Consider the following 23829-nt stretch of genomic DNA (forward strand, 5'->3'; position numbering starts at 1 on the left):
GTGCACCGCGAGCTTAATGGGGGAGCTGGGTTGCCTGCGATGCGGGCGCCTCGGTACATCAGGCAAATAACATTGATGCTATCGCAGGCAAGCCAGCTCCCACACTTGAACCGAGATCGACTTGAAGAATCGCTCGCCTATGGCATCAGTGTCTTGATCACCTGATCCACGTTACCTTCCAACTCCGCCACCGGGTCCGCACCGTCGACGTTCAACACCAATAGCTGCGCACCGGATGCCGTCACTGCTGCTTTCACCGCTTCGCTCGGTTGACGATGGTGCAGCACCACGGCCACGTCGCTGTCCTTCAAGCGGGCGGTTAACCCCTGCAGCGCTTCGGGCGTCCAGTCGGCGTCCGGCCGTGCATCGGTGCTGACCACTTCCAGGTTCAGACTGCTGACCAGGTACGCAAAGTGATCGCTCAGGCTGACCACGCTCAGGTTATCGGCCTGCGCCAGGCGCGCTTCGCTGTCGGCGTTGAGTTTGAGCAGGCGCTGCTTGAGGGCGGCGAGGTTGGCATCAATCGTCGGTTTGGCATTCGGCGCCAGCCGGCTCAGGTCGGCGGCCATCACATCGGCCATGCGCCCCATATTGTTGCTTGACTGCCAGGGCTGGCTGTTCAGCCCGTCGGTGCTGCCTGGTTGCACGGCAATGCCCGGCAGGCCGCCGTCCACCGGGCGCGCAGCGTCGATTTCGACGATGCGGATGTTGCTGCGCCGCGCCACCGGATACAGCGGGTCATCCGGCCACAACGAGCGCAGGCCGATGGCGGCGTCGGCGTCCGACGCGAGGGTATTCAGTGTCTGCGCGCCACGGCCGGTGAAGTAGGACACCTGCCGAGAACCTGGCAGGTTGGCAGGGGCGGCGCGTTCAAGCTTCACGTCGGTGCCTTTTAGCAGTACCTCGGCCAAGCCGTAAGTGATGGGCAATGAGGCCACGACTTTGACCGACTTCTTTGCTTTGGTCAGCGCGGCATGGCCGAGACCCTGGTTGACTTTGAAGTCGTTGGGATTAAAACCATCGACGGCGGCCAGCGCCGAAGTGCTGACCAAACAAGCGATGGCCAAGGCCAGTGGGCGAAAACAAGGGCGCATTATCCAAGATTCCCTTTGAGGCTGGGCACAGTGCCGCGCGCGATGGCGGCGAAGGCGAAAGCGATACCGGCAACCAGAATGATCGCGGCGCCGGACGGAATAGGCAGGTCGAAGATGATCGGCAGCAGGATGCCGCACAGCGTGCTCACGGTGGCGATCACTACCGACACCCAGAAAAAACCTTTGAGCGACTGGCTCAGCAGGCGCGCCGCCGCGGCTGGAATCACCAGCAGGGCGCCCACCAGGATCGCGCCGATGACCTTGACCGCCGCCACGGTGATCAACGTCACCAGAATCACGAACAGGTAGTCCAGGGTTTTTACCGCCACACCGCGCACGGCGGCCAGTTGCGGGTTGAAACTGGCGAGCATGATGCGGTTGTACAGCGGCAACGCCAGCGCCATCACCAGCGAGCCGACCACGGCCAGCACCAGCAAATCATTGCCGTTGACCGTCAGCACCGAACCAAAAAGCACGTTTTCCAGAATGTGCACGTTGATCTTGCCCGCCAGAATCAGCAACAGGCTCGCGCCCAACGCCAGCGACACGGAGAGGAACACGCCGATCAAGGTGTCCGGCGCCAGGCCGGTGCGGTTGCGCAGGTAATTGAGCAGGATGCCGAACAGCAGGCAGTAGCCGAACAGCGCACCATACGGCCCGGTATAGGGTTCACCTAACAGAATGCCCACGGCCACGCCGGTCAGCGCGGCATGCCCGACCGCTTCGGAGAAAAACGCGAAGCGCTTGACCACCACCAGTGTGCCCAGGCCGCCCAGTACCGGGCCGATCAGTAAACCTGCGAGCAAGGCATTGACCACAAATCCATAGGCCAGCGCTTCCGGCAGATAGCCGGAAGAGGCCCAGCCCTGGACCATCAGACGAAACGCTTCATAACTCATGGTGCCGGGCTCCGGGGGTGAGTGGAGAACAGGGTCAGCAGGCGGTCCGGGGTCAGCGCTTCTTTTGGCGTGGCGTCGAACAGCACACGACGGTTCAGGCCGGTGACGCGGTCGGCCAGGCGGCCCACAGCTTCAAGGTCGTGCTCGATCCACAGCACGGTGATCCCGGCCAGGCGCCAGTCATTCAGCAGGCGTTCAAAGACCTGGATGCCGGCTTCATCGAGCGCCGACATCGGTTCATCCAGCACCAGCAGGTGCGGAGCCGGAATCAGGCCCTGGGCCAGCAATACACGCTGACGCTCACCGCCCGACAGCGCGCCCATGCGGCGTTTGCGTTTGTCCTGCATGCCCACCCGTTCGAGCGCCTCGCCGATTGCGCCGGCGTAGTGCCTGGACAGGCCGAGAAACGCCGGGCGCCGTTGACACATGGCGGCCATGAAGTCGTCGACGGTCATCGGCAAGCCACGGTCGAACTCCAGCGCTTGCGGTACATAGCCGATGGTGCCGGGCGTGGCCTGCCAGTGCAGGCGCAAGTGGCCCTGGTGCGGCATTTGCCCCAACAGGGTCTTGATCAGCGAGCTTTTACCGCCGCCATTGGGGCCCACCAATGCATGGATGCTGCCTGGCTCTACCTGGAACCTCACACCGTCAAGAATGGTGGTGCGGCCCAGGGTCAGCGACACCGTGTCGAACTCGATTGTCGGGCCAATGCTGACCACCTTCAGCTGTTCCGCCGCCGTCATGCCCCGGACTCCTGAATCGCCCGCACCACGGTGTTGAGGTTGCCGGTCATTTCCACTTCGTACTTCTCAGGGGTGTATTCGCCGTAGGAGATATGCGACAGCGGGTACAGCTTCACGCCGGATTCACGCTGGATCGTCTCGACGTAGGTGGACGGGAAATCCATCTCCGAAAAGATCACCTTCACGTCCAGGGCACGCAGTTCGTCGATGGTCTTCTTCAACTGGCTCGGGCTGGGTTCGATGCCGTGGGCAGGCTCGACCACCGCCGTGACTTCCAGGCCGAACTCACGCAGCAGGTAGTCGTAGGCCGCATGCACGGTGGCCACGCGCAGGTCGGGGTTGGGCGCGCTGGTCAGCTTGGCCAGCGCGTCGGCGCGCATCTGGCGCAGGCGTTTGCCGTACGCACGGGCGTTCTGGGTGTAGGTCTTGGCGTTGTCCGGGTCGAGTTTGCCCAGCTCGCGGGCGATGTTGTTGACCTGGGCAATCGAGGCGCTGATCGACAGGAAGGTGTGCGGGTTGACCACCTTGCCTGCACCGCGCGCGGCATTGCCGGTGGCGGCCAGCAGCGGCACGTTGGCGTTGGCCTCGATCACCGGGATGTCCGGGCGCTCGCTGGTGGCGATCATTCGGTCGGCGAAATCGTCATGGCCGACGCCGTTGAGCACGATCACGTCGAGGGTGCCGATGCGCTTAATGTCTTCGGCGCGCGGCTCGTAGGCGTGTGGGTTGAAACCGGCCGGGATCAACGGCACCACCTCGGCCTTGTCGCCGACGATGTTGGTGACGTAGCTGTAATAAGGGTGCAGCGTAATGCCGATGCGCAGGCGTTTGGCCGCCTCGGCGTTGGCCAAAGGCGCCAGCAACACACTGAACAGACTGATCAGCAACAGGCGCAGCAGGGGAGATGAAATGGACATGGGCACTCGATCTTCTCGGGTCAGTGACGGTGCTGGCGCGTGACGCCGGCATCGAATTGCGCGACCACCTGTTGCCAGCCGGCCGCGATCAGCGCCTGGTCAGTGAGGTCGGAAGGGGTGGCGAGGTTGGCCTGGCGGTTGAGCCAGATATCCGGCTCGGCGCCGTGCACGCGCATCAGCAGCGAGCCGCTGGTGCTGGGCGTCTGGCTCACGCCCAAGTAGGCCGAAGGCTCCAGCATTTGCCAGCGATGGTCGCCACGGCTGACCGAACTGGCGTCCTGGGCAAACGGCGCAAACCCTTCTTCGGCCAATTGTTCAGGCGTCGGCAGGGCGCTTTGCTCCTGTTGCAGCAGCTGGATCTCATCCAGAGTCACCCGCAGGTCGGCGTAGATGCCTTGCTCGGAGGCGCTGAGGTCGCGGCGTGCATCCAGCTGGTGGCTGGGCAGCGCTGCAACTTCCTGGGTTTCACCGTGCAGGGCGATCACCGAGCCGGCCACCGCCAGGATGATCAGGCACAGCAATAGCACGTAGAGGGTTTCGTGGCCGGCACCGGCGGGGCGTACAACCTGTGTGGTGCTCATTGAGGCTGGATATCCGCTTGGTCGATTTCCACCACGTGACCGGGGCCTGCGTCAAACAGCACATAAAACTCGGCGGCGGGCTTCTTGAAGGTCAGGGTCGAGTCCTGGCCAAGCTTGCCGGGCAGCAGGATGGTTTCGTCGTAGCCGATTACGTCCAGGGTCACGCCCGGGGCGCCGCTGCCGTCGGAGAAGCCGCCGGTGCACTGGATCTGCTCGCCGGGGATTTCCTTGCATTCGCACATCGGGTTGTGGGCGAGGGCGGTGGTACTGAAACCGGCGCAGAGCAACAGTGCTGCACCGGCGCGGGTCAGGCGCGTCAACGTCATGGTTTAACTCCTTGCTTGTTCAGCCAGGCAATGGTGGCAGGCGAAGCCTGGCTCAGCGGGATGGAACCCTGGTGCATCGTGCCGTCCCAGCCTTCCATGGTGATCCACAGTTCGGCGTCGGCCGGCGTGCGTTCCGGCACCGGCAGGGCGGCGCCCATGCGGTACGGCGTGCCGAAGAAGATCACTCCGGCGGCGCGCAGGCTGCGGGGCTTGCCGATACGCAAGTAGGTGGCCTTGACCTGCTCGGCGCAGGTGTCGCACAGGGCAGCGTTGAAGAATTTCATCGGGCCGGCCGGGTCTGGGCGCGGGCCTTCATTGCGGAATTCGGCGAGTCTCAGGCTCCAGGGCCCGACCTGCACGTCACCGACCACTCGCTCACCAATGCCGGTATCGCCGCGAAACAACGCGGCATCGGCAAAGTACTTGGGCATGAACCCCAGCGGCACCAGCAACAGCAGGATATTGATATGGAACCGCCATTTCAGCCAAAAGGCGCGCAGCGGCGAAGGCGGTGTTGCACTGACCTTGCTCATTATTTGGCCTCCGAGGTTTCAGCCTGCAGGGCGGGAGCGGCAGCAGGCGCACGTTGGTTCTTGGCTTCGCGCTTGAGGGCATTGAGGGTGGCCAGCGCGGTGCGCTTGGTCCAGATCAGCAGGCCGCTCAACACCATCATGCTCAGCACCAGGCCGAAGAACGCCCAGATCAGCTTGATCCACAGCCCGCCAAAGTCGCCGGTGTGCAGCGGGCGCATGGATTCGGTGACGAACTCCAGCGTCGAGCGATCGGAGAGCAGGTGCGACACCGCGATTTCACCGCTGTAGGGGTTGAGTTGAGCGGTCTGGAACATCAACGGGTACCAGCCGCGCCCGCCGATTTGCAGGTGGCTGTAGGCGTTGAGCGGCAGGAACACGAATGTGGCGTCCAGCCCTGGAATGCGTTGGGTGGCGATTTCAATGGCTTCGTCCAGCGCGATCATCGGTGCCGGCACGCCGGGCGCAGACATCGGCACTTTCTCGCGAGCAATCACTGGGACGATCGGTTCGCTGGAGATGGAAATCTGGTTGTCCCCCAAAATCGCCTGGATCAAGAACCAGGTGCCGGTGATGGAAATCACCGCGATAAACCAGATCGACCAGATACCACTCAGGCGGTGGAAGTCGCCCCAGAAAATTCGCGCGCCGTGGCGGATGCGCAGGGTGGGGCGCAGAAACCCTTTCCAGAAGCGTTTATAGACGACCAGCCCGGTGACCAGCGACGCCAGCAATGGCAGGCCGAGCGCCGAGACCAGGTACCAGCCCCAACTGAAGCCGTTGGTGAACGGCACCAGCCACCAGCCATGCAGCGCGCGGGTAAATTGCTTGAAATCGAACGACGGGCTGATGCCCTGGATCGCCCCCGTGTACGGGTTGACGTAGACCTCCACGGAACGCCCGTCCGGGTAGCTGAGGTCGACACTCAGCGCAAAGTGCGTTTCGTCCGGGCGGATGATCGATTGCACGATCACCTGGGGTTCTTCGCGCTTGATGGCAGCAATCACCTGGTCAAAGCTCAGCATGTGGGCATCATCCGACGGCTTGCTCGCGCGGATATCCGGGTTGGCCAGCCAGACGATTTCCTGGCTGACCACCGCCAGGGTGCCGGTGACGCAGACGATCAGTACAAAAAACCAGATGGGCAATGCCAGCCAGCTGTGTACGAGAAACCAGAGTTTTGAGCGTGACTTCTTCGACATGTGAATGCGGGTCTTGATCGGAGGAGGGCGGAGGAGGCCCGGAAAAGGCCGGTCGTAGCTTTTGCTGACGCGACGGGCTGTATCTAAGTTAAGACGGATGAGGTTTGGAAATCCCTAACCCGGATATGAAAGAAAATGTTTCAGGTTCCTATTCAAGGCGCTGGCAGGCCTTCATCGAACACGAAACATGTTCCAAGCCATCACCCGGTCGCCATTGATAGGGCCCAAGGGCTGCGTAGGATGGATTTATACCGTTGAGCCCGCCTCAAGAAACGTGAGCCCTAAGAAAAATGACCGCCAGAACCCTCTACGACAAACACATCGATTCCCACACGGTGTGCCCCCTGGATGACCAGGGCCATGTCCTGCTTTATATAGACCGCCAGGTGATCAACGAATACACCAGCCCCCAGGCCTTCAGCGGCCTGCGCGACGCCGGCCGCGGGGTGTGGCGCCCCGGCACGGCGCTGGCGGTGGTCGACCATGTAAACCCCACCACGCCCAAGCGCATCGCGGCGATGCCCGACGCAGGCGGGGCGCGGCAAGTCTCGTACCTGGCAGAAAACTGCCGCGATTTCGGCATCGAGCTGCTGGATATCCTCGACAAACGCCAAGGCATCGAGCATGTGATCGCCCCGGAGCAAGGCTTTATCCTGCCGGGCATGGTGATCGCCGCCGGCGACAGCCACACCACCACCTACGGCGCCCTCGGCGCATTTGGATTTGGCATCGGCACTTCGGAAATCGAGCACCTGCTGGCCTCGCAGACGCTGGTCTACAAACGCCTGAAAAGCATGCGCGTGACGGTTGAAGGCGACCTGGCGCGAGGCCTCACGTCCAAGGACGTCATCATGGCCTTGATCGGCAAGATCGGTGCATCCGGAGCCACCGGCTACGCCATCGAATTTCGCGGCTCCACCATCGACGCGTTGAGCGTCGAGGCACGCATGACCATCTGCAACATGGCGGTCGAAGCCGGTGCGCGCGGCGCCTTCATGGCGCCGGACGAAAAAGTCTTCAGCTACCTCAAGGGCAAGCCCCGCGCGCCGAAGGGCGAGCTATGGGAACAGGCACTGGTGGGCTGGCGCCAACTGTATTCGGACGCCGACGCCGTGTTCGACCAGGAGGTGCACCTGGATGCCACCACCCTGGAACCCATGGTCACCTGGGGCACCAGCCCCGACCAGGCAGCCCCCATTGGCGCCCGCGTGCCCGACCCGCAGGACGTCAGCGACCTGATCCTGCGCCAGGACATGCGCCGTGCCCTCAACTACATGGGCCTGGAAGCCGGCATGCCGCTGAGCGACATCGTCATCAGCCATGCGTTTATCGGCTCCTGCACCAATGCCCGCATCGAAGACCTGCGCGACGCCGCCAGCGTGGTGCGCGGCAAGCACGTGGCCGAGCACGTACGGGCGATGATCGTGCCCGGCTCCACCGAAGTGCGCGACCAGGCCGAGGCCGAAGGGTTGGCGGCGATCTTTATCGACGCCGGGTTCGAGTGGCGCCAGTCCGGCTGCTCGATGTGCCTGGCGATGAACGACGACGTGCTCGCCCCCGGCGACCGCTGTGCGTCCAGCACCAACCGCAACTTTGAAGGCCGCCAGGGCGCCGGCGCACGCACGCACCTGATGAGCCCGGCAATGGTCGCCGCTGCCGCGATCACCGGCCGCCTCACTGATATTCGCCACTTTGGAGACCGTGCATGAGCCTGCAACCTTTTACTGTGGTCACCGGCAAGGCCGCGCCGATGCTGGCCGCCAATATCGACACCGACGTGATCATGCCCAAGCAGTTTCTCAAAGGCATCGACCGCAGCGGCCTGGACCGGGGGCTGTTCTTCGATCTGCGCTTTCTGGCGTCCGGCGAGCCCAACCCCGCGTTCGTGTTGAACCAGCCGGGCTGGCAGGGCGCACGCTTCATGGTCGTCGGGCCCAACTTTGGCTGCGGTTCCAGCCGCGAGCACGCGGTGTGGGGCTTGAAACAAATGGGCATTCGCGCGCTGATCGGCAGCAGTTTTGCCGGGATCTTTTATGACAACTGCCAGCGCAACGGGGTGTTGCTCATCACCTTGGACGACGCGCTGGTGCACACACTCGGACAGGCTGTCAGCCAGGCGGACCAGGCGCAGATCAGTGTCGACCTGGAGGCTCAGCAAATTCGTCTGGCGGATGGCCAGGTCATTGCGTTCCAGATCGACACCTTGCGCAAGACCGCGTTGCTGCTGGGCCTGGATGCCATTGGCAGCACGTTGCAGCGCAGTGAGCAAATCAAAGCATTTGAACGCGAACATTTGGCTGCCAACCCTTGGCTCAGTTGATAAACACGTAGTTATATAAGTAGCCAACACAGCGCCCTCTTTTAATAAAGAGGGCGTTTTTGTGTGCTATTTACTTTTCAAATAACAGCCATTAAATGCCGGCTTCGCCCACCCTTACGGGGGGTATGGCCAATTGAAAGAGTAATCCCGGAAAAACCACAAGGGTATTGGGTTGACACCCCGCAGACCATCGGCTTAAGTGGGGGCTGGCTTGGAAAGTCAGCACATTATAAGAAAGGGAAGTTAATACTATGGCCGTTGAGTGAGTGGTTATGTCTCCTGGGTGTCGGTGATCACGTTAATAACCTGATTGCGCGCGCTCGCCTGTAAACAGTTGTCTTTGTTGCCGATAGTAATGTTGTTCCGGTCCGGGACGGCAGGTACTTATCTGCCCATAACATAAGTTAAAACACAGAGAGTACCTACTCATGTCGATTTTTGATCAAGCCACCCATCGCTCGGTGCAATGGCAAGATTGGCGCTGGCAGCAAAAGCACGCCCTGCGCGATGAGCCGGCCTTGCGCATTGCCTGCGGGGGATGGAGTGAGGAAATAACGGCGCATATCGAGCACAACTTGCAAGACCGCAAGATGCAGATCACGCCTTATTACATTGATCTGATCAAGCGCTCACTCACCGGCGGTCCGATAACCGACCATCCGCTATGGCGCCAGGTGGTGCCGTACTGGAGCGAGCAGGTGGCGGGCGATTACGACGGAACGTCGGAGAACTGGGAACTCGGGCATGAGATGAAAACGCCCATTTGCCAGCACAAGTACGACAACCGCGTGATCCTGCGCATGACCAACACCTGCAATGCCTATTGCCAATTTTGCTTTGAGGCACTGCGCACCTTGCAGGTCGGCACGGAGAAGGCCAACGCCAGCACCGACTCGTTCAAGGATTCGGTGGCGTACATCCGCAGCAACCCGGCCATTGAAGAAGTGATCCTCAGCGGCGGTGACCCGTTGATGCTGGCTGACCGCAAGCTCGAAGAAAACCTCGCGGCGTTGCGTTCGATCCGCGACGACCTGCTGATTCGAATCCATTCACGGGCGTTGAGTTTCAACCCGTTCCGGGTAACCGATGAATTGGTGGCCATGCTCGAGAAGTACAACGTCAACGCATTTGGGGTGCACGTTTGCCACCCACTTGAACTGACGGCTGATTTTGCGGCGGCGGTTAAACGTATTCAGAGTGCCGTGCCGATCGTGTTCTCCAACATGCCATTGTTGCGCGGCGTGAATGATGATGAAGCCACCTTGCATACACTCTTTATTGATCTTTATCGTCTCGGCGTAAAACCGTATTACTTGTATCACTTCATGCCGTTTTCGCCGGGGGCGTCCGAATATAAAGCCTCGATCAGCCAGGCGATCGCTATTATGGATCGGCTCAAACGGCGCGTGTCGAACATTGCCCTGCCCGAATATGTACTGCCGCACGCACAAGGCAAGTTTACGGTGCCGTTGCTGGACTTTGAAAAGCCTGAAGACTTGCCACATTTTGAAGTGCACGAGGGGCAGCGCCATTATCGTTTTCGTAATTGGGAAGGGCACTGGTGCAGTTGGCAGGATGCCTGAATTAACTCACGGAAGAGGCAATGATGGTCATGAAGCAAGAGGCGATTCTTTTTATTGATGTCGATGACAGTGCCTCGGTGCGTTACAACTACCGCGAGCCGCACTTTGCGGTCGCCCGCGCACAAGGCCTGGCCTGTCTAACCGCCGGGGTCGCGGGGCGTCATCACCTGCAGCGACTGCGCGACGACAGTGATGAAGTGTTCCTGCTCGAGGCATTAAGCGAACAATCGATTCTGGACCTGGTGGGCCGGCTGGACGGGCGTTACCAGATTCGCGCGATTTTCTGCCAGGCCGGGCACCCGTCTGCATTGGGCGAGGTGGGTTGCATTGTTGCAAACACCTGCAAGCGCCTGGGGCTGGTGTACAGCTGTGCGCAGGCGATTGCCGCGTGCAATAACAAGTACCTGATGCGCAGCGTGCTGCAAAAGCACGGGCTGCGCTCGGTGCCGTTTGCACTGTGCAATAACGAGCAGGAGCTTCAGGCAGGTGCCGAGCGGGTGGGCTATCCGCTCATTGCCAAACCGCCTTTTGGCGGTGCGTCGGCCTTTATCAAGAAGTGCTCCAACTGGGCGCAGTTGCGCAGCCATTACGCGCAGTTCGTGAGCGGCCACGGCGCGGCGGCTTACGCGGATTTCTACGGTTGCGCGCACCGTTTGCCGGCAGTCGACGGGCAGGCGCGCGAGTACCTTCCGGGGCGTAGCATCCTGCTGGAAGGCTACATCCCGGGCATTGAAGGCAGCGTGGAATGCGTGGTTGTCGGCGAGCGCGTCCACGCGCTGCTGATCAACGAAAAACTCATGCTGACCGAGCGCAGCGGCACCGTGCTGGAAAACCTGCTGATTTCTCCGCCGACCTCTTTCACGGCCGAGCAGTGCGAGCAGATCCGCACGTACGCCACGGCATGCCTGCGCGCGGTCGGGCTGACCAACGCGGTGGTGCATTTCGAATTTCGCATGACCGATCAAGGCCCCGTAGTCATTGAGATCAACCCGCGCGTGGGCGGGCTGTATGTCAACGCGGCGTTCCGAGACCTGGCCGCGATCAATCCCTACCAGCTGTATATGTCGATGCTGCTGGGCGAGCCGGGGGTTAACGCGCAACTGGAGGCCGGCGCGCACAAGGTCGCCAACGGCAGCCAGCACTACGCGATGCTGGCGATTTACCCGGAGCACAGTGGCCGCTTCAAGGGGATTGAGGGCGTGCAGTTTCTCGATCACCACGCCGCCGTGCTGGAGTACGCGCAACTGGACGCCGGCCACTGCCTCGACGCCGATATCGAGGAGCACTATTTGCTCAAGTGCTGGGCCAAGGTCGACGATGCCGCCGACGCTTACGCCTTGCATGACGCGATCAGGCACAACCTGCACGTGATCATCGAGAAAAAGGTTTAGCGCTATGGACATCCCACAGATCTCTGCGCATTTGCGCGACCATCACTACTGCCACCGTCGGGACTACGGCGCGTTGATCGGCGTTGAGCCCGGGCAAGAGCAGAGCTTTCGAGCCTACTGGGCCAATCTGGTGCGGGACGAGGCATTCAAGGCATACACCCACCGCGAGCGCCGCATCCTGCGCTATCGTCTATTGCCTTCGCGGCAGTTGCAGCTCGACCGCAACACCGCCTTCACGTCGCCGGTCACCTACGCCGTCAATTATCGGCAGGGCGTGAACCATTTGAGCTATTGCGAGGACGGCTTTATCGAGCACCCGCTGATGCAGAAGCTGTTGGCCACCGACCTTGCGGTGATTGCCCCGCACCTGGGGGAGCAGGCTTATACGATCGATATCCACCAGTTCCGCGTTTGCGCGGATGGGCAATCGAGCAGTCCGACGACCTCGGGAATTCACCAGGATGGCCTGGACTGGGTGTTCATGCACTTCATTGGCCAGAGCAACACGGTGCCGGTGGTTTCGGAAGTATTTACCTCGCCGGCCGAGCAAAGCCGGGTGTTCAACCTGGCGATGGAGGCGTTTCTGGAAACCATCGTGATCAACGACCGTGGGCTCTACCATCGCGCCAGCGATGTGCGGCCCCATGCCGATGCGGCGCCGGCCTGGCGCGACGTGCTGCTGGTGAGCCTGCGCGGCGTGCCGACTGACGAAGAGGCGCAACCTGCATGAGCCATGATCCACAGCTGACCCTGTCGACGCGCAATGCCCGCTTGATCATCTTTGCCCGCGGCGTGTCGGATTTTGGCGCGTTCCTCAACCTGGTGGCGCTGTCCACCTACGTTTACTGGCTCAGCCAGAGCGTGGTGTTTGTCAGTGTGTTTCTGGCGTGCCGCGTCACCGGCGGGATTGTCGCCAGCCTGTTCGGCATTCCGTTTTTTCGGCGTTTTCCCGGACGCAGCACACTGGCCGGGCTGGACCTGGCCAGGGCATTGCTGCTGTTGCCGCTGTTGGTGCTGATACCGGCGCATCAGCTCAACGTGCTGCCCTTTATCGCGTTCGGCATTGGCTTGTGCAACTCGCTGTTTGCCATTGGCCTGAACAGCCAGCTGCCCACCTGGGTCGCGCTTGAGCAGCGGGTGAGCACCAATGCGTGGATCACGTCGGCGGCGGCGACCGGTGCGGTGTTCGGCAGCCTGCTCTCCGGTTTGTTGATTGCCACGGGCGGATTCGAGGCGGTATTTGCCGTCAACATTGGCACCTACGTTTTGGCGGCCTGCCTGATCCTGCCGTTGCGCGCGTTGTTCTCGATCGCCGTTGCCGTGCACCGCGGGCTCGCGGCTGAATGGCGCGAGCTGACCCAAGGCCTGCGCGGCGCACCCGTGCTGGCGGCGATGTTGTTGATCAGCATGCTCGACACCCTCGGCAGCGCCGCGCATAACGTCGGCTGGCCGGTGTTGTCGCAGTACATTTCGCCGGACACCGCCAAAACCGTCATGGGCTATCTGCTGGCGGTGTGGGCGTGCGGCAAGTTTGTCGGGGCGCGCATTGCCAGTGCGCTGTTGAAGGGCCGCGGCACTCAGGCCATGGAGCGCCTGTTCATGCTGGGCGTGGCGCTGATGTCCAGTGGCTTTATCCTGACCTTCCAGCAAACCGAGCTGTGGCTGGCGCTGCTGCTGGTGGTGTGGGCCGGGCTGGGCGATGGTGTGTCCGAGGTGGCGTTGGTCTCACGCGCGCAAAGCGAGCCCGATAGCCTGCGCTTGCCGCTGTTCAGCCTGTTGACCCTGATCCAGATGGCCGGCTTCGGTGTGGGCATGCTGGTGGTAGGGCCGTTCTACCTGACGTGGACGCCGGCCCAGGTGATCGTGTTGTTCCATGGTCTGCCGCTGACCGCGTTGCTGGTCATGACGGTGTGGCTGGGTTACAGCGCCCACCGGAGCGTCAGATCGACAAGCCCTTGAAGTGCTCCTGCAAAAACTCCACGCAGGCTCTTAATTTCCCGGAGTAGGCCAACCGTGTCGGGTATACCGCCCACACGTTGGCACTCTGGGTGCAGTCGTGCAGCACCTGGACCAGTTTGCCTTGTTCCAGCAGTGGCTTCACATCCCACATCGAGCGCAGCAATACGCCGCGCCCATCCAGCGCCCATTGCAACACGATCTCGCCGTTGTTGGAGGACAGCGGCCCGCGCACGCGCACGCTTTCAGGGGCGCCATCGCGCTCCAGGTTCCAGATGCCGAAGGCATTGTCGCGCTCCTTGAGCACCAGGCAGTCGTGCTGCTCCAGGTCACTCAATTGCTGCGGTGTGCCGCGCCGCTTGAGGTAGGACGGCGCGGCGCACAGCACCCGGCGATTGCTCACCAGGCGTCGGCCGATATGCTGGCCGGGGATGTCATCGCCTACGCGAATTTCCAGGTCAAAGCCCTCGCTGACGATATCCACCACGCGGTCGAACAGGTCCAGGCGAATTTCCAGGTCCGGGTATTGCTCGGCCAACAAGGACAGGGCCGGCGCCACATGGTTACGACCAAAACCGAAGCTGCTGCACAAGTGCAGGTGGCCACGCGGGCTGTCGTGCGCGTCAGACAGCTCATCGGCCAGTTGCTGGAAATCTTCGAGGATGCGCACGGCCCAGCGCTGCACCCGCTCACCGTCTTCGGTCAAGGCGATGCGGCGGCTGGTACGGTGCAGCAGGCGCGTGGCCAAGGTGGTTTCGAGGATCTGGATGCGCTTGCTGACATACGCAGGCGACAGCCCCAGTTCATCGGCGGCGGCGGCAAAGCCAGCCTTGCGGATCACGGTCAGGAACACCCGCAGGTCTTCGGGTAGGGGCACGGTATCTTTCTTATGGGTCATCAGAAACAGACGTGGCGGCATGAGCCGCCAGAATAGCACCGGATCGGCGCGCCTTCCGGCACGCCCGGGCGTTATTGCTTATTCGGCAGCGATCTTCGCCTGTGCCGCCTGGGCCGCCCGCGCATGGCGGCCGCGCTTGAGGGCGATGGGCGCCATTTTCTCGCGATCCAGCTCACCTTCCCACGCCGCCACCACCAGGGCTGCGACGGCGTTGCCGATGATATTGGTCAGCGAGCGGCATTCAGCCATGAAGCGGTCAACGCCCAGGATCAACACCATTGCCGCCACCGGCACCGTTGGCACCACCGCCAGGCTGGCGGCCAATGCCACGAAGCCGGCGCCGACCACTGCACCGGCGCCCTTGGAGGTGAGCATGGCCACCGCCAGCAAGGTCAGTTGTTGTTCCAGCGGCAGGTGTGTATTGGTCGCCTGGGCCAGGAACAGCACGGCCAGGGTCATATAGATGTTGGTGCCGTCGAGGTTGAAGGTGTAGCCGGTAGGCACCACGATGCCCACCACACCTTTGGAGGCACCCAGGCTTTCAAGTTTCTGGATCAGTTGCGGCAGCGCCGATTCCGAGGAGCTGGTGCCGAGTACGATCAACAGCTCCGACTTGATATAGCCCATCAGTTTGAAAATGCTGAAACCGGCGTAACGCGCGATGCTGCCCAGCACCACTGCAACAAAGAAGAATGCGGTGAGGTAGAAGGTGCCGACCAGCTTCAGCAGCGGCAGCAGCGAGCCCACGCCGTACTTGCCGATGGTGAAGGCAATGGCGCCGAAGGCGCCGATCGGGGCGACGCGGCTGATCATGCCGACGATGCGGAAAAACACCTCGCTGGCCTGGTTGATCATGCTCACCAGCGGCCGTGCCTTTTCGCCGACCATCACCAGGCCCAGGCCGAACAATACGGAAATAAACAGTACCGGCAGGATCTCGCCCTTGGCGAAAGCGTCGAAAAACGTGCCCGGGATAACATTCAGCAGAAAGCCGGTGACGCCTTCACTGTGCTGCGCCTGGCCGACGAAACCGGCGATGGCCGAACTGTCCAGGGTCTTCACATCAATGTTGAAGCCCACGCCGGGGTGCAGCAGGTGTGCAGAGAGAATGCCGATCAGCAAGGCAATGCTGGAGACGATTTCGAAGTACAACAGCGCCTTGCCGCCGACCCGACCGACCTGTTTCACATCGTGCATGCTGGTGATGCCGGAGACCACCGTGCAGAAGATGATCGGGCCGATGATCATCTTGATCAGCTTGATAAACCCGTCGCCCAAGGGCTTGAGGTCGATGCCGACTTGCGGCCATTGATGGCCGATCAACACACCCAGCGCGATAGCGATGAGCACCTGCACATACAGGGTTCCCAGCAGTTTTTTGAGTGTCATTGTTATTATCTCAATCGTTTTTTGGGCAAGCAGAACCCGTCGCAGGCCATCAGCAGCCTGCGAGGCGGGTCTTTCAGGTCACGGGGTTACAGCATTCAGCGCAGGAAGGTCAGGACTTCACCCAGCAACAGCTCAGGCACTTCTTCGGCAATGTAATGGCCGGCCGGCAAAGCCTTGCCACGCACGTCGGTGGCGACTTTCTGCCATTCCTTGAGCGGCTCGAAACAGCGGCCGACGGTGCCTTCGGCGCCCCACATCACCAGCAACGGCAGGTTCAGGTGATGGCCAGCGTCGATATCCGCCTGGTCGTGTTCAAGGTCGATACCGGCGGCGGCACGGTAGTCTTCGCAGATGCCGCGAGCGGTGCCCGGCAGCTGCAGGCAGCGCAGGTATTCGGCGAAGGCCTCATCGGTAAACGGCTTGAGCCCGGCACTGCGGCTGCCCATCACGCTGCGCAGGTACAGCTCGGGGTTGCTCTCGATCAGCGCTTCCGGCAACGGCGCCGGGCGGATCAGGAAGAACCAGTGCCAGTAGGCGCGGGCGAAGGCTTCGTCGGTCTGGGCGTACATCGACAGGGTGGGTGCGATGTCCAGCAGCACCATGCGCTGCACGGCGTCGGGATGGTCCAGTGCCAGGCGATGCGCGACGCGGGCGCCACGGTCGTGTGCCAGCACCGAGAACTGCTCGAAGCCCAGGGCCTGCATCAGTTCGACGCCGTCGCGGGCCATTTCGCGTTTCGAATAGTTGGCGTGCAGGTCATCAGCCAGCGGCTTGCTGCTGTCGCCATAACCGCGCAGGTCGGCCGCCACCACGGTGAAATGCTCGGCCAGTTGCTCGGCGACTTTGTGCCAGATGACGTGGGTTTGCGGGTGCCCGTGCAGCAGGAGCAGACCGGGACCTGTACCGCCTTTGCGGTAGCTGATGTCCACGCCATTGACGTGGCACTGGTCTTTTTGGAATCCGGCGAACATGGAATGACTCCTTGTGATGATTGCCTGCATCCTGGAATCACGCGGCGTGCGGGGCAAGGGGGAAAGCGTGGAGGGGGTGTTCATGAAGTGTGTAGGAGCCTCAACCTTCCAACACTGAGCACTGCTGTGGACGCTGGCTTGCCTGCGATGGCATCGCCGCGGTCTTGCTGACGTACCGAGGTGCCTGCATCGCAGGCAAGCCAGCGCCCACATGGGATATGTATTGATGTTGAGATTTCAACCTTGCTTGAACATCGCCATCGCCCGCTCCCGGATCTGCGTTTCGGTCAGGTCTTCCTTGCGCGTAGCCAAAAACCACAAGTGCCCGAACGGGTCTTTCACGCTCGCCGAGCGGTCGCCATAGAACTGGTCCTTGGGCTCGGACACCACGCTGGCACCGGCCGCAACGGCTTGTTCGAATTGCGCATCCACGTCGTTCACGTACAGGTGCAGACCGACACTGGTGTGTTCAGCCGGGTTACGCAGGGCCATGTCTGCGCAGGGCGAGCCGAGCATGAGCGCCGAATCGCCAATGCGCAGCTCGGCGTGGCCGACTTTGCCGTCGGGCATGTCCAGGCGCATGACCTGGGTGGCGCCGAAGGCTTTCTTGTAAAACTCGATGGCCTCGCTCGCGTTGTCGATGCCCATGTAGGGCGTGACGCTGTGATAACCCTCTGGGATAGGTTTAACGCTCATATCGTTCTCCTTGGTGGTGGTTGTGGAGGCAGGATTTTTCACTATAGGCCACGTATCGCGCGGCCTGCAGCTAGCCGACGAGTGTTGGCCCGGCAACAGTGAACAGGCAGATTGCTGCGCTGCAAGCGGCTCCGGGCCTCGCCGCCGTGGGCAAACCCCCGGTTTCAGGGCGCGGCACAGAAGCTGCAATAGACCAGGCAAACCATTCGCCCGAGAGCGTTGTATGCCTGTACTGCCTGTAGCTGCCGATTACCCCATTCACACGCCCCACGCCGAACTGATCCGCGATGAAGCCCAGGCGATTGCCGTCGCCCACCAAGTCGCCGCCGCACTGCTGGAGCACGACGCCGAACGTGACCGCACCCGTCAGGTGCCCGCCGAGGTGGTGGACCTGTATTCCAACAGCGGCCTGTGGGGCATCAGCGTGCCGCGCGAGTTTGGTGGCGCCCAGGTGTCCTACGCGGTGCTGGCCCAGGTGATTGCGATTATCTCGGCGGCCGACCCGTCGCTGGGGCAAATCCCGCAGAACCATTACTGCCTGCTGGAAGATATCCGCCTGCAAGGCACTGCCGAGCAGCAGGCGCATTTTTTTGGCCTGGCGCTGCAGGGCCATCGTTTTGCCAATGCGCTGTCGGAAACCGGCGGCAAGAACGTGCAGGACATCCAGGCCACTGTTCGGCGCGCGGGCGGCGGCTATGTGATCAACGGCCGCAAAGGTTATTGCACCGGTTCGCTGTACGCCCACTGGCTGGCGGTGCTGGCGCTGGATGAGCAGCAACTTGCACAGCTGGCTTTCGTAAAACGCGGCACCGAAGGGCTGGTGGTCGTCGATGACTGGGACAGCATGGGCCAGCGCACCACCTCCAGCGGCACCGTGCTTGCACAGGACCTGCGGGTGCCGGCCTTCAATCTGTTTCCTACGCACAAATCCTACGATTCCCCGACCCTGGCCGGCCCTTTCGCACAGCTGACCACCGCCGCCATCGATGCCGGGATCGCCCGCGCCGCCTTGCGCGACACCGTGCAGTTCGTGCAGCAATTCGCCCGGCCGTGGATCGACGCCGGGGTGGAAAAAGCCAGTGAAGACCCGCTGACCATCATTCAGGTCGGTGCCCTGGATATCCGCCTGGAAGCTGCCGAAGCCTTGTTGGAACGCGCCGGTCTGGCCCTGGACGCGGCACGCCCGGCGCCGAATGAAGACAACGTCGCCCACGCCTCCCTGGCCGTAGCGCGGGCCAAGGTGCTGACCACCGAGATTGCCATCGAAGCCAGCAACAAATTGTTCGAACTGGGCGGTACGCGTTCGACGCTGAAAAAACACAACTTCGACCGCCACTGGCGCAATGCGCGGGTGCACACGCTGCACGACCCGGTGCGCTGGAAATACCACGTGGTGGGCAACTGGTTGCTCAATGGCACCAAGCCGCCACGTCACGACTGGTCGTAAACCATGGCCGAATTGTTCAAGCACATTTATTGGGCCGACATCGGCCAAGCCTGCCTGGAAACCCTGAGCATGCTCGGCGCCGCCCTGGGTTTTACCGTGTTGCTGGGGTTGCCGCTGGGCGTGCTGCTGTTTCTGACCGGCAAGCATCAATTGCACGAAGCGCGCGTGGTGTATCGGCTGTTGTCGGTGGTGGTCAACGTGCTGCGTTCGCTGCCGTTCATCATCCTGCTGATTGTGCTCATCCCGCTGACCACCTTGCTGGTCGGCACCTCACTTGGGGTGCCGGGCACCATCCCGCCGCTGGTGGTGGGTTGCACGCCGTTTTTTGCACGGCTGGTGGAAACCGCGTTGCGCGAAGTCGACCGCGGCGTGGTCGAGGCCACCCAGTCCATGGGCGCCAGCACCTGGCAGGTGATCCGCCACACGCTGCTGCCGGAGGCTCGCGCCGGGCTGCTGGCGGCGGTGACCGTGACCGCCATTGTGCTGGTGGACTACACCGCCATGGCCGGCGTGATCGGTGGCGGTGGCCTCGGCGACCTGGCGATTCGCTACGGCTACCAGCGATTCCAGACCGAAGTAATGGTGGTCACCGTGCTGCTTTTGCTGGTGCTGGTGCAGGCCCTGCAGATGACCGGTGACCGTTTGGTGGCGCGCTACAGCCGCCGTTAATTCTTATAAAGCTGATCGTGGAGCATTCATGAAAAAGTCCCTGGCCATCTTGGCCGCTGTCCTGTCGTTCAATGCGTTCGCCAACGAGACATTGGTGGTGGGCGCGACCCCCGTGCCCCATGCGGAAATCCTCGAGTTCGTCAAACCGGTACTGGCCAAGGAAGGCGTGGACCTGCAGATCAAAGTCTTTACCGACTTTATCCAGCCCAACCAGCAGCTGGCGCTGAAGAACATCGACGCCAACTACTACCAGTACCGGCCGTTTCTGGATGATTACAACAAGACTCGCCACACCGACCTGGTGCCGGTAGTGGGCGTGCACATCGAGCCGTTTGGCGCTTATTCGACGCGGATCAAGAACATTGCTGAATTGCAGGACGGCGCCACCGTGTCGATCCCCAACGACCCGGTGAATACCGGCCGCGCGCTGGTGCTGCTGGATGAAGCCGGGCTGATCAAACTCAAGGACCCGAGCAACACCCTCAGCACTCCGCGTGATATTGCGCAAAATCCCAAGCACCTGAAAATCCGCGAACTGGAAGGCGCCTTGCTGGCCCGCTCGGTGAGCCAGGTGGACCTGGCGTTTGTGTTTGCCAATTACGCGCTGGAGGCGGGGATTGATACCAACAGTGCATTGATTGTGGAGAAGGGCAAATCGCTGTACGTCGAGTACCTGGTGGCGCGGCCGGATAACATCAACGACCCGCGCATCCAGAAGCTGGCCAAGGCGTTGAACTCCGACGAAGTGCGCCAGTTTATTTTGACGCGCTACAAAGGCCAGATCGCGCCCGGCTTCTGAGCCTCAACTGAGATCAAATGTGGGCGCAGGCTTGCCTGCGATAGCATCACCACGGTGTGCCTGGGGTACCGAGGTGCCTGCATCGCAGGCAAGCCAGCGCCCACATTGATCAAGTCTGCAGGTCAGGAGGGTGGCGTCGGTTCCAGCAACTGCGCCCCCGGCCCGCGCTCGCCGAGCTGGTCATCCTGATTGCGCAGCGGGCATGCCTCCAGCGACAAACACCCACAGCCGATACACCCGCTGAGCTTGTCGCGCAGCAGCAATAATTTGTTGATCCGAGCGTCCAGGTCCTCTCGCCACAGCGCCGACAAGCGTTCCCAGTCTTCAGTGGTGGGCGTGCGCTCATCCGGCAAGGTTTTAAGCGCCTCGCCAATCGTCGCCAGCGGAATGCCCAAACGCTGGGCGATCTTGATTACCACCACCCGGCGCAACACATCCCGTGGGTAGCGCCGTTGGTTGCCGGCATTGCGCTGGCTCTTGATCAGTCCCTTGGACTCATAAAAATGCAGGGCCGTAACCGCCACGCCACTGCGGGCGGCCAATTGGCCGACGGTGAGTGCTTTGTTGAGCATGAAAACTCCGAAACAATGCTTGACCTTGACTTAACTAGAGGTTTTACCCTGCGTGGCATCGAATCGCAAGATTTTGCCTACACAGAAAGGGGAGTGTTCATGCAGGTATCAGAGAAGAATCGCAGCTTCACTCAATTGATCGAATTTCAGATCGAGCCCCGGCAGCAACTCGCGCTGGTGGCGGCCTTGTCCACCCAAAGCGAGCGCCTGGCCCAGGGCCATGGCGGCTTTATCAATGCGAGTGTGCAGGTCAGCGACGACGGCCGGCGGGTGCTCAACTACCTGCAATGGCGCTCGCGCGAGGACGGCGAGGCAGCTTTCAAATGCTTTGAGCATGGCGAGGAAAATTTCTGGACGCTGATCCGCGCCCACCAGGCCACGGCGGTGACCTTTGACTCGTTCCAGGTACTGCGCAGCTTTGAGCGCAGCCATGACAACGCGTTGCACTGTCGCCTAAATGGATAGGTGCAACATGCGCTCGCCTTGCACGTTTTCACCGGGCCTGCGCTTGTTTACCGCCAGCTCACCGATCTTGATCAGGCGCGTGCGCGTGACGTTGCGGCTCAGGCCCAGCAGGTTGGCGGTGTGCACCTGGTTGTAATGGCTGAAGCGGTAGGCGGCGCGCAATAACGCGTCCTCGACCTTCTCATGCAGGGCGCCGGCCTGTTCCTCGAAGAGCTTTTGAAACGCGCGCGCCAGCAGGGCTTCGGCGCTGTTGTCGGTGCCGTGCTGGCTGTCGTCCTGGCGCTCGATGCGCATGTTCGACAAGCGCAGATCATCGCGCTCGATCACGCCATTCCGGCAGATCAGCAGGGTGTGGTGAATCACGTTCTCCAGCTCGCGGATATTGCCCGGCCAACTGTAGCTTTTGAGTTTGTGCTCGGCCTCGCGGCTGATGGTGATCGGGCCGTAACCCAGGCGCTGGCTGTAGGCTTCGATGAAGTGCCGGGTCAGCGGCAGGATATCGCCGGGGCGTTCGCGCAGCGGGCTGAGTTCCAGGCTGACCACGTCGAGGCGGTAGTAGAGGTCTTCGCGAAAATGCCCGGCGTTGATGGCCTTTTCCAACTGCACGTTGGTGGCGGCCAGTACCCGCACATCGATAGGAATGCTCTTGCGCGAACCCAGGCGCACCACTTCACGCTCCTGCAACACGCGCAGCAGCTTGACCTGGATCGCCATCGGCAAGTCGCCGATCTCATCGAGGAACAAGGTGCCGCCGTCGGCCTCTTCGAACCAGCCGGCCTTGGCGCTGAGGGCACCGGTAAACGCGCCTTTTTCATGGCCGAACAGTTCGGCTTCCACCAGCGACTCGGAGAATGCGCCACAGTTGACCGCCACGAACGGCCGGTTGCGGCGCGCGCTCAGGTTATGGATGTGGCGTGCCACCAGCTCTTTACCGGTGCCGGTCTCGCCGATGATCAGCACGCTCGCTTCGCTGGGCGCCACTTGCTGGATGTGGTCGAGCAGGGCCTGGGATTTGGGGTCTTCGAAGACCTGGGCCGTGGCGCGGATCGAGGTCGCAAGGGCGGGCGAGGGCGGTAAGGTTAAAAGCTGCATGGGCACCTCTTTTAGGAATAGAACGTGGGAATCGGCAGGGACTGGTTCAACGCCCACTCCCCCAGTTCGTGAAGTTTGTAGTCCACCGGGTCGTGCAAGGTTTGTGTGCGCAGGTTGCGCCAATGGCGGTCCAGGCGCAGTGAGGCGTGGGTGGAGCGCGCGCCGGTGACTTCAAACAGCCGGCTGCATATCTCCAGGCCCTGGCGGGTGGCGGCGACCTTGGCGGTGGCAATCGCGATGGCCAGTTGGCCGCGTTCGTGCTCGCTGAGCTTGGCGCCTTTGGCCCAGGCCTGGTCGAGCAGATCGGCGGCGCGCTCGACCAGCAGGCGCACGCCTTCCAGCGCCACCCAGAACTCGCCGTAGTGGTGCAGCACGTAAGGGTCCTGGCGTACATCGTTGGCCGTGGATTTGTGCCATGAGCGGGTTTCGGTCAGGGTGTAGTTGCGCGCTTCTTCAAAGGCGCCCTCGGCAATCCCAAGAAACATATGTGTGAACGTCAGTTGCGCGATCAGTGGGCGCAGGCAGGCGAAGGGCGTGCTCAGTGGGCCTGGATCGAGCAGCAGTTCCGATTCTTCGACACGCACCCGTTCAAAGCTGGCGCTGCCGCTGTCGGTCTGGCGCTGGCCGATGTTGTTCCAGTCATTGTGCAAGGTGATGCCGCTGCGCCCGCTGGGGATGGCCGCGATCAACAGTTTGCCGCCGGCACTTTCATCCACCGCCGAGGCGATGAGCATTTCCGAGTCAGTGGCGCCGGAACAGAAACTTTTTTTGCCCGAGAATTCGCGCCAGCCGCCGAAATCCTTGACCACCGTGCGCGTGTCCAGCGGGTTGAGGGCATTGCCCCAGAACCAGTTTTTGCGCGCGGTCTGTTCGAACCAGGGTTGCCATTGGTCCGGGCGGGCAAACAGGCGCACGGTGGCGAGCATCAAGTGGTGGAAGCCAAAGACATGGGCGATGGAGCTGTCGACCTTGGCGAATTCGCGCACGATGCCCAGGGTTTCGCTCCAGCGCGCGCCGAGGCCGCCGTATTGCGTGGGTATGCTCAGGGCCAGCAGGCCGCTGTGGCGCAGGGCGTCACGTTCGGCTTTCGGGGTGCCACCACGCTCGTCGCGCTCAACAGCGGTGAGGGCGAATTCGGCGGCCAGCAGTTTGGCGGTTTGCAGCGGCGATGGCAGGACGCTGTGGGGGTTGGCTGTCACGGGGTTTCCTCAATTGGCTCAGAAGCCGTGCGCTGTAGGTCTGGCAATGCAGCTCAAGTGTGGGAGCTGGCTTGCCTGCGATGGCATCAA

The 23829-nt window shown here is 61.9% G+C and carries 25 protein-coding genes; 10 read left to right on the forward strand and 15 right to left on the reverse strand.

The genetic code is table 11. From position 1 onward, the window contains the following. Positions 1-137 precede the first annotated feature (137 nt). From AACV02_RS04240 to AACV02_RS04275, 8 genes are read right to left on the reverse strand one after another with little or no spacing between them, the layout of a single operon-like run. Positions 138-1094, reverse strand: a complete 957-nt coding sequence (locus tag AACV02_RS04240) for a metal ABC transporter substrate-binding protein (RefSeq protein ID WP_106580573.1) — start codon at positions 1092-1094, stop codon at positions 138-140. Further along, the gene (locus tag AACV02_RS04245; protein ID WP_106580574.1) at positions 1094-1993 is read right to left on the reverse strand and encodes a metal ABC transporter permease; all 900 of its coding nucleotides are present in this window, start codon (positions 1991-1993) and stop codon (positions 1094-1096) included. The genes AACV02_RS04240 and AACV02_RS04245 overlap by 1 nt, the downstream gene beginning before the upstream one ends. After that, entirely contained in the window at positions 1990-2736 is a 747-nt protein-coding gene (locus tag AACV02_RS04250) for a metal ABC transporter ATP-binding protein (protein ID WP_119735578.1), read from the reverse strand. The genes AACV02_RS04245 and AACV02_RS04250 overlap by 4 nt, the downstream gene beginning before the upstream one ends. After that, positions 2733-3653: a metal ABC transporter substrate-binding protein gene (locus AACV02_RS04255; protein ID WP_119735579.1), complete on the reverse strand. Its 921-nt coding sequence runs from the start codon at positions 3651-3653 to the stop codon at positions 2733-2735. Before AACV02_RS04255 ends, AACV02_RS04250 begins: the two co-directional genes overlap by 4 nt. A gap of 20 nt (positions 3654-3673) precedes the next feature. Continuing rightward, on the reverse strand, positions 3674-4234 hold the full coding sequence (locus AACV02_RS04260; RefSeq protein ID WP_119735580.1) for a DUF6162 family protein: 561 nt from the start codon (positions 4232-4234) through the stop codon (positions 3674-3676). Further along, positions 4231-4560, reverse strand: a complete 330-nt coding sequence (locus tag AACV02_RS04265) for a hypothetical protein (RefSeq protein ID WP_106580578.1) — start codon at positions 4558-4560, stop codon at positions 4231-4233. The genes AACV02_RS04260 and AACV02_RS04265 overlap by 4 nt, the downstream gene beginning before the upstream one ends. Continuing rightward, complete coding sequence (locus tag AACV02_RS04270) at positions 4557-5093, reverse strand: thiamine pyrophosphate-binding protein (RefSeq protein WP_119735581.1); 537 nt, start codon at positions 5091-5093, stop codon at positions 4557-4559. The genes AACV02_RS04265 and AACV02_RS04270 overlap by 4 nt, the downstream gene beginning before the upstream one ends. Further along, complete coding sequence (locus AACV02_RS04275; RefSeq protein ID WP_119735582.1) at positions 5093-6292, reverse strand: PepSY-associated TM helix domain-containing protein; 1200 nt, start codon at positions 6290-6292, stop codon at positions 5093-5095. Before AACV02_RS04275 ends, AACV02_RS04270 begins: the two co-directional genes overlap by 1 nt. Before the next feature lie 290 nt (positions 6293-6582). Here AACV02_RS04275 and leuC point away from each other — a divergent pair, with 290 nt between their 5' ends. The 6 genes from leuC to AACV02_RS04305 all read left to right on the forward strand — a co-directional run bounded on the left by leuC (position 6583) and on the right by AACV02_RS04305 (position 13545). After that, entirely contained in the window at positions 6583-8001 is a 1419-nt protein-coding gene (gene leuC / locus AACV02_RS04280) for a 3-isopropylmalate dehydratase large subunit (RefSeq protein WP_119735583.1), read from the forward strand. Continuing rightward, the gene (leuD, locus tag AACV02_RS04285; protein WP_119735584.1) at positions 7998-8612 is read left to right on the forward strand and encodes a 3-isopropylmalate dehydratase small subunit; all 615 of its coding nucleotides are present in this window, start codon (positions 7998-8000) and stop codon (positions 8610-8612) included. The genes leuC and leuD overlap by 4 nt, the downstream gene beginning before the upstream one ends. 518 nt (positions 8613-9130) lie before the next feature. Further along, positions 9131-10195: a KamA family radical SAM protein gene (locus tag AACV02_RS04290; RefSeq protein ID WP_237266702.1), complete on the forward strand. Its 1065-nt coding sequence runs from the start codon at positions 9131-9133 to the stop codon at positions 10193-10195. A 20-nt stretch (positions 10196-10215) separates the two neighbouring features. Beyond that, a complete protein-coding gene (locus AACV02_RS04295; protein WP_256680226.1) occupies positions 10216-11586 on the forward strand; it encodes an ATP-grasp domain-containing protein in 1371 nt (456 codons plus the stop codon). A 4-nt stretch (positions 11587-11590) separates the two neighbouring features. Beyond that, positions 11591-12316: a 2OG-Fe dioxygenase family protein gene (locus tag AACV02_RS04300; protein WP_119735586.1), complete on the forward strand. Its 726-nt coding sequence runs from the start codon at positions 11591-11593 to the stop codon at positions 12314-12316. Beyond that, the gene (locus AACV02_RS04305; RefSeq protein WP_106580585.1) at positions 12313-13545 is read left to right on the forward strand and encodes an MFS transporter; all 1233 of its coding nucleotides are present in this window, start codon (positions 12313-12315) and stop codon (positions 13543-13545) included. The genes AACV02_RS04300 and AACV02_RS04305 overlap by 4 nt, the downstream gene beginning before the upstream one ends. Here AACV02_RS04305 and AACV02_RS04310 read toward each other — a convergent pair. From AACV02_RS04310 to AACV02_RS04325, 4 genes are all read right to left on the reverse strand, one after another. Continuing rightward, positions 13526-14440, reverse strand: a complete 915-nt coding sequence (locus tag AACV02_RS04310; RefSeq protein WP_200625112.1) for a LysR substrate-binding domain-containing protein — start codon at positions 14438-14440, stop codon at positions 13526-13528. The two genes, AACV02_RS04305 and AACV02_RS04310, sit on opposite strands and share 20 nt — an antisense overlap. A 78-nt stretch (positions 14441-14518) precedes the next feature. After that, positions 14519-15829 carry a dicarboxylate/amino acid:cation symporter gene (locus AACV02_RS04315; RefSeq protein ID WP_106580587.1) on the reverse strand — a complete coding sequence of 437 codons (1311 nt, stop codon included), beginning with the start codon at positions 15827-15829 and terminating at the stop codon, positions 14519-14521. Positions 15830-15924: 95 nt separating this feature from the next. After that, positions 15925-16800, reverse strand: a complete 876-nt coding sequence (locus tag AACV02_RS04320) for an alpha/beta fold hydrolase (protein WP_119735587.1) — start codon at positions 16798-16800, stop codon at positions 15925-15927. A 237-nt stretch (positions 16801-17037) separates the two neighbouring features. After that, the gene (locus AACV02_RS04325) at positions 17038-17496 is read right to left on the reverse strand and encodes a VOC family protein (RefSeq protein WP_119735588.1); all 459 of its coding nucleotides are present in this window, start codon (positions 17494-17496) and stop codon (positions 17038-17040) included. A gap of 223 nt (positions 17497-17719) precedes the next feature. On the opposite strand from AACV02_RS04325, the gene AACV02_RS04330 reads away from it, so the two are divergent. From AACV02_RS04330 to AACV02_RS04340, 3 genes are read left to right on the forward strand one after another with little or no spacing between them, the layout of a single operon-like run. After that, positions 17720-18943 carry an SfnB family sulfur acquisition oxidoreductase gene (locus tag AACV02_RS04330; protein ID WP_119735589.1) on the forward strand — a complete coding sequence of 408 codons (1224 nt, stop codon included), beginning with the start codon at positions 17720-17722 and terminating at the stop codon, positions 18941-18943. Positions 18944-18946: 3 nt separating this feature from the next. Continuing rightward, complete coding sequence (locus AACV02_RS04335) at positions 18947-19612, forward strand: methionine ABC transporter permease (RefSeq protein ID WP_119735590.1); 666 nt, start codon at positions 18947-18949, stop codon at positions 19610-19612. Between the two features lie 28 nt (positions 19613-19640). Beyond that, a complete protein-coding gene (locus AACV02_RS04340; protein WP_106580592.1) occupies positions 19641-20411 on the forward strand; it encodes a MetQ/NlpA family ABC transporter substrate-binding protein in 771 nt (256 codons plus the stop codon). A 122-nt stretch (positions 20412-20533) separates the two neighbouring features. Here the strand turns inward: AACV02_RS04340 and soxR are convergent, their stop codons facing one another. Beyond that, positions 20534-20983 (reverse strand): redox-sensitive transcriptional activator SoxR, encoded by a 450-nt coding sequence (soxR, locus tag AACV02_RS04345; protein ID WP_106580593.1) that lies wholly within the window; start codon positions 20981-20983, stop codon positions 20534-20536. A 99-nt stretch (positions 20984-21082) separates the two neighbouring features. On the opposite strand from soxR, the gene AACV02_RS04350 reads away from it, so the two are divergent. Next, entirely contained in the window at positions 21083-21448 is a 366-nt protein-coding gene (locus AACV02_RS04350; RefSeq protein WP_119735591.1) for an antibiotic biosynthesis monooxygenase, read from the forward strand. Here the strand turns inward: AACV02_RS04350 and AACV02_RS04355 are convergent. Both AACV02_RS04355 and AACV02_RS04360 read right to left on the reverse strand, forming a co-directional pair. After that, positions 21437-22540: a sigma-54 interaction domain-containing protein gene (locus tag AACV02_RS04355; RefSeq protein ID WP_106580595.1), complete on the reverse strand. Its 1104-nt coding sequence runs from the start codon at positions 22538-22540 to the stop codon at positions 21437-21439. The genes AACV02_RS04350 and AACV02_RS04355 overlap by 12 nt on opposite strands. 11 nt (positions 22541-22551) lie before the next feature. Further along, on the reverse strand, positions 22552-23739 hold the full coding sequence (locus AACV02_RS04360) for an acyl-CoA dehydrogenase family protein (RefSeq protein WP_119735592.1): 1188 nt from the start codon (positions 23737-23739) through the stop codon (positions 22552-22554). Positions 23740-23829 lie beyond the last annotated feature (90 nt).

The sequence above is a fragment of the Pseudomonas sp. Larv2_ips genome (genome assembly GCF_963879675.1).
Classification (GTDB): Bacteria; Pseudomonadota; Gammaproteobacteria; order Pseudomonadales; family Pseudomonadaceae; genus Aquipseudomonas.